The organism is Candidatus Enterococcus moelleringii, from assembly GCF_017377575.1.
Lineage (GTDB): Bacteria > Bacillota > Bacilli > Lactobacillales > Enterococcaceae > Enterococcus_A > Enterococcus_A moelleringii.
In genome coordinates this window covers 1-5567 of record NZ_JAFREM010000005.1, presented here as the reverse complement: position 1 = coordinate 5567, position 5567 = coordinate 1, and the positions used below count along the sequence as shown (strand labels likewise).

Genomic DNA, 5567 nt, shown 5'->3' with positions numbered 1-5567 from the left:
TGAAAGCATTCAATAGTCAAATTGCACTGTATCCCACCCCCGCACCGAAGATGAGTGACGAATTGGCTAGTACAGATTTGATAGTCGCTATTGAAAAATCTTGCGAATACTTATATGCACCAGAAGGCAGTTTGAATGATGGGCAACGCGAGAAGATTAGAAGTCATTTCCAACAGCTCTTTCAATGGATGGACGGCAGCTATCACTTGGAGCTTTTGCTAGAACCAGGCGAGTTTGATTGGCGAAGTTTTTACCAAGCGCTGCAACAGTTCTTTCCACAGTTTGCTTGGATTAAAGCCCAAACGGAAGCACCCAAGCATGGTAAACGAATGTATCGTTTTGACTTTGTGCCTTTGATTTTTCGCAAAACCGGTTTTCCCTTCGCAGTTCACTTGGAAGATAGCTTGGCGCAACAATTCGCCCTTTCATCTGAAGAGGCCCTGAAGCATGGGAAACAACTGATTCAAGAATTAGCGAATCAAAATTTTTCTATAAATAAACAAACGGAGCAATCACTTCCCCCAATCCAGAAAAGCGAAGAAAAAGTCCAAACAGCTGAAAGCTCGGCAAATTTAGTTCGAAAAGAAGACATGAAACAGGAGACCCAAAGTAAGGCCCGTCTTAGAGCTGTGAACCAAAAGCTGGAAATGGTGATCGAAAAATTAGAACTTTCTATGCTCTATAGTGGGATTCAATACTTTAACCAAGAGCATAACGAAGAGAGTGACTGGGACAAGCGAATTAAGATCAGCTTACGTGAATATACCTATTTGTTACAGAAGGCTCGATTTCTAGAACAAATGTGGGACTTGAACGGTGAGTTGGTGAATAAGACCGAAAAAATGACAGTTACCGGTAATAAGCTGGTTTACGAACGGGATCAAGTCAAACAAATTAAAGCCAACTTTTCGACTAGGGATATTCATTTTGTGATTTATGAATGCCAAGTAATTGAGTCTCGGGCCAAGGTCCATGCCCGGCCATGGTTTAGAAAACCTTACGTAAAGCTGATGAAGATGGATTATGACAATCTGCTAAGCAAGGCCGCTTACTTTGATTTGCTTCAAGGAGAAAGCTCGATCTTGGAAAAGATGGTACGAGAACAAAAAGATCCACCTGCTAAAAATGCTGAGGAGGTTGGCTGAGGCCAGCGATTTAGTCGTTTCCTTTTAATCAAGCTAGTGATTGCTTTTGTAATCTGCTATGCCGTGTTTTTTGGATTATTCCGAGGGTATCACTGGATGTATCCTAAGTATTTTGTCAGCGGTGAATCCATGAATCCGACATTCTGGGAACAAGAGGTGGTACAGGTCAAAGCTCATCACCAGCCGGAGCGCTTTGATGTCGTGGTCATGCATCCGCCTAACGATCCTGATGCGCTCTATCTCAAACGGGTTGTCGGATTGCCAGGTGAACGAATTGATTATCAAAATGGGCAACTGTTTGTAAATAGCAAGCCTGTAACTGATGAATTTGCGGAACAGACAGAAGACTTTGTTTGGGAGCAGATCAATAATGGATTGATCTCGAAGGACTATTACTTCGTTCTAGGTGATAATCGCATGATCTCCAAGGACAGCCGCATCTTTGGTTTAGTTCCAGAAAAACAAATTTTAGGCATCGTCACAGAGGGGAACAAAGATAAATGAAGACATTACAAGAAAAAATCGAATGGTACACCTTTTGGTATTGGATTTATTGGCTTTTCTCTTTGGTGGTGCTACTGGGAGTTATAGTGTTAGCCATCTTTTTCTATTTTACTGATTTTCAGGATGTCGTTACGGTGAGCCAATTGTTTCTATTGATATTACTGATGATATTGGCTTTGTACCTCAGAATTACCGCTTTGCATTATCACAGCGTATTGCTGAAGCTGAAGCAAGTTGCGGCTCGACCAAGAAGACCAAGAGGAAGACCACAGCCACAGTTCCAACCGCATGAGAGGCGGAAGCTGGATGAAGGGTAAAGTACTCCTGGTCCTCGGCTGCTTGTTGCTGACTGGTTGTCAAAAACAAGTAAAGCAGACAGTTTTAGCAGAAACGAAGGAGTCCTCGGCTGTCCAGTCAGGAGTCATTGAGAGCGCTGCAAATAGTCCGGCTGCCTCAAGCGAGGCGGTTAGTTCAGTACAAGCTGAACCAGAATCCACTGAAGTTTCTTCTATAGAAGAAGGACAAAGCAGTGAGAGTTTGGAAACACAGGAAACGCAAGAAATACAAGAAACACCGGACACCAGTAGTTTAACCACTGTACCGAGTGAGTCAGCAGAATCAACGGACTCAAGCGTTGCACAGGAAGAACCAGAAGTCGTTGCTCCAGTCCAAACACCGTTGCCAACCGAAAAAGTGGAAGAGAATTATCAGTTTTCAGTAGTGAAGAACCAGACAACGGAAGAATTTATTCAGACAATTGGCAGCGATGCGCAACAGATTGCTTGGGACAACGGTCTGTATGCTTCCGTCATGATTGCTCAAGCTATTCTGGAGACCGGATCTGGCAACAGTCAGCTGGCTCGACCGCCCCATCACAATTTGTTTGGGATTAAAGGAAGTTATCAGGGGAAAAATGTTTCCTTTAATACTCAAGAAGACAAAGGGGATGGGCAATTATATACGATTCAATCAGCCTTTCGGCAGTATCCCAGTTATAAGGAATCGTTGGAGGATTATGCTGCGTTGTTGAAAAATGGGCTGTCCGGCAATTCAGGCTTCTACCAAGCAACCTGGAAGGGAAACGCCGCAACCTACCGCGAAGCAACGAAAGCTTTAACAGGAAAATATGCAACGGATACTTCATATGACAAGAAACTGAATGCCTTGATTGAAACCTATGAATTGGATTCTTTTGATCAAGAGCCGGAGAAAGAGCTGGCTGAACCTTCATCTGCAACTAGTGGGGAATCAACTACTGAAACGAGTGAAGGAAATTTTTTGAGTTCTGAAACAATCAACAAACAAGTGAAGATACAAGAAACCGAGCAACCTGTTCAGAAGATTCCAGGAGCCGCTCAACGGCCAGCGAATCAGCTGTCTGGCAGTCGAAATGCACAATAAAAGGAGGGAAACTATGACGAGATCACGAGAATATCGTCAGAGAAATGACGATTTTGATCAACCATCTCCTTATCATGAGCGTCCGCCTTCGAATCGACGACCACCGCCAAGGAGACAAGAAGATTGGGAAGCGCAGCGACCCGTTCGCTATCGGGAATCGTATCGTCCCTCCCAGTCAAGAGGGTATGATCCGTATTATGAGCATTACCCGCAGCAGCGACCGCGACCTCGTGATCCGAGAGCAGGGCAGTATCAACGGCCCTTGCCTGCTAATAGGCCACCGGTCAGGCCAACCTCATCCTATGGCGGTGAGAACCGTGAATGGATGCCGCCACCTCGGCAGCGCCCACCGCGGCCAATGTCTGGGTATGGTGCGCAGTCTTTGCAGCAAGCGAAGCAGACGACTCATCGTCGAATCTTCTTGTTTGTTTATAACTTGTTTTTCTACACATTAACCATTGGGATTTTGTTGAGTTCAGTGATGTTTAGCTTTAGTGAAAAATCAGAGGCCTCAATAATGGGTTATCGTTTCTATCAAGTCTTGACTGATTCGATGGCTCCCCAGGCAGACTCTCCTTCCAACGGATTTTATGCTGGCGATATTGTGCTAGTAAAAATGACGGATGGAACTCAGGTGAAGGAAGGGGACATTGTAATCTTCCAGGTGGGCGAAGGCGATCGTTACCTGACTCACAGAATGGTGGAGCGATTGAGTGAATTAAACGGAGAAGAAGGCGACTACATTGTCACTAAAGGGGACGCCAATAAAAGTAAGGATCCGCCCATTTTAGCTGACCGCGTTCTAGGAAAGGTCACCTTTGTCATTCCTAAAATGGGAAGCATGTTGAATTTTGTGCAGGAGAATATATGGCTTTGTATTGTTTGTGTGTTATCAACCTTTGGCTTTTTCTTAGTATTAAAGGCGTACTTTTTACTGCCTGAGCCAAGTAGAAAGCCTAGTAAAAGAAATGGGTATCCAACAGGGTATAACCGCTCATAAATTATGAGTGTTTATATAAAAAGAAAAAAAGGATGTATAGGAGGAAAAGAAATGAAGAAAAATAGTAAGAAGAAAAAGCTGATGGCTGCAGCAGCGGCTTTAGCATTAATCGCTGCCATCTCCGGGACGTTTGCCTGGATTACAGCACAGGATCAACGGATCAACCGGGCAGAATCAGCAGCGGTAAATGACGACAGCGTAGTCTTGAAGGAACAATGGGAGCCTTCTCCACTTATTGCCGGAACGGAAGCGAAAAAGGAAGTGTCGGTCTCTAATACTGGGAATGCCAATGTATTTGTACGTATCTCTTATGAAGAAGTATTGAAGCACTTGACAGATCTAGGTAATGTTAGTTACGGCAACGCTGCAACGGGTAAATATACTAACGTTGCTGGTGATACTGGCTTAGGTAAAAATATGCCAGTGAATGCCCCTGGATCTGGTTATTATAGTGATGGCTATGCAGTCGTACCTGCTGGACAAGTGACTGGATTAACTGCAGCAGATACGAATGTGAAGCTGTTAGCTAAAGGTGGAAGAGTAACCAATCCATTAACTGGCGTAATTACGACCAACTTAGAAACAAAAATTGTTCATGAGTATTACACTGACCCATCGAATACAGGTCTGAACCCTGGTGATGCAGGTTATGATGCATCGAAGAATAAATACCAATTAATGCAGGCTACTATTGATCCAGCAGAAACTGCTAGTGACAATGGGGTAGATTGGAATTACACAGTTTCAGTTGTGGAATACGCTTACTATGCTGATGGTTATAAACATACTGTAGCGAACTGGGCTCACTCTACGTTACCTGACGCAGCGGGCGCTTCTAATGGTAGAGCCTTACTAGGAACAAACGGCTCACGTTATGGCGTAGAATACAACTATACAACAACTGCAAACGGATTAGGTGCTAGCGCTACGATTCCTGGAGCAACTCCTGCAACAACTGCTGACCAAAAACCAGTTGCTAACTCTACTAAATATGGTTTGCAAGCAGATACAAATGGATTAACGAAGAGCGAAATCCGTGTTGGATATGGTACTGCTATGACTAATGTTGCTACTCTTGCTGATAATAGCTGGGTATACAACGCAGATGATGGTTGGTTCTACTACACTGTGCCATTGAAATCAGGCGAAACAACACCTGACCTGTTGAAGAAATTAGTTTTCGAAAGCACTATGGGTGTGGAATACACCAATGCTTCATTTGACTTAGTAGTGAAAATGGAAGCTGTTCAAGCAACCGAAGAAGCACTAACTGACAGTGCAGGTTGGAACCTAGGAGATGGTTCTGCACTGACAGGTGATACTTTAGCAATCCATGATGCACTAGTTGCTAATATTTAACTTGATCCAGATTTAAGCGAGGGGGAGTGAAGGAACATGCGCAGAATACTCATTGGAATACTCAGTCTTTTCATTCTGTTTATTGGTCCTTTAGCTGCTGAGGCAGCTAAAACACTTCCTCCTGGCTTGGTGATTGGAGATTCCGAAGGTATGTACGC

General features: G+C 44.0%; 6 protein-coding genes and 1 pseudogene. All 7 read left to right on the top strand.

Going from position 1 to position 5567, the window contains the following annotated elements:
- Positions 1 to 20 precede the first annotated feature (20 nt).
- Positions 21 to 1145 carry a hypothetical protein gene (locus JZO70_RS03960; protein WP_347565083.1) on the top strand — a complete coding sequence of 375 codons (1125 nt, stop codon included), beginning with the start codon at positions 21 to 23 and terminating at the stop codon, positions 1143 to 1145.
- A 39-nt stretch (positions 1146 to 1184) separates the two neighbouring features.
- Positions 1185 to 1649, top strand: a complete 465-nt coding sequence (gene lepB / locus JZO70_RS03955; RefSeq protein WP_347565082.1) for a signal peptidase I — start codon at positions 1185 to 1187, stop codon at positions 1647 to 1649.
- Positions 1646 to 1966: a hypothetical protein gene (locus JZO70_RS03950; protein ID WP_207672246.1), complete on the top strand. Its 321-nt coding sequence runs from the start codon at positions 1646 to 1648 to the stop codon at positions 1964 to 1966. Before lepB ends, JZO70_RS03950 begins: the two co-directional genes overlap by 4 nt.
- Complete coding sequence (locus tag JZO70_RS03945; protein WP_207672245.1) at positions 1956 to 3050, top strand: glucosaminidase domain-containing protein; 1095 nt, start codon at positions 1956 to 1958, stop codon at positions 3048 to 3050. Before JZO70_RS03950 ends, JZO70_RS03945 begins: the two co-directional genes overlap by 11 nt.
- Before the next feature lie 13 nt (positions 3051 to 3063).
- The gene (locus tag JZO70_RS03940) at positions 3064 to 4050 is read left to right on the top strand and encodes a signal peptidase I (RefSeq protein ID WP_207672244.1); all 987 of its coding nucleotides are present in this window, start codon (positions 3064 to 3066) and stop codon (positions 4048 to 4050) included.
- Positions 4051 to 4101: 51 nt separating this feature from the next.
- Positions 4102 to 5409, top strand: a complete 1308-nt coding sequence (locus JZO70_RS03935; protein ID WP_207672243.1) for a hypothetical protein — start codon at positions 4102 to 4104, stop codon at positions 5407 to 5409.
- Between the two features lie 36 nt (positions 5410 to 5445).
- Positions 5446 to 5567, top strand: a pseudogene (locus JZO70_RS22775) (cell wall protein); the annotation flags it as partial.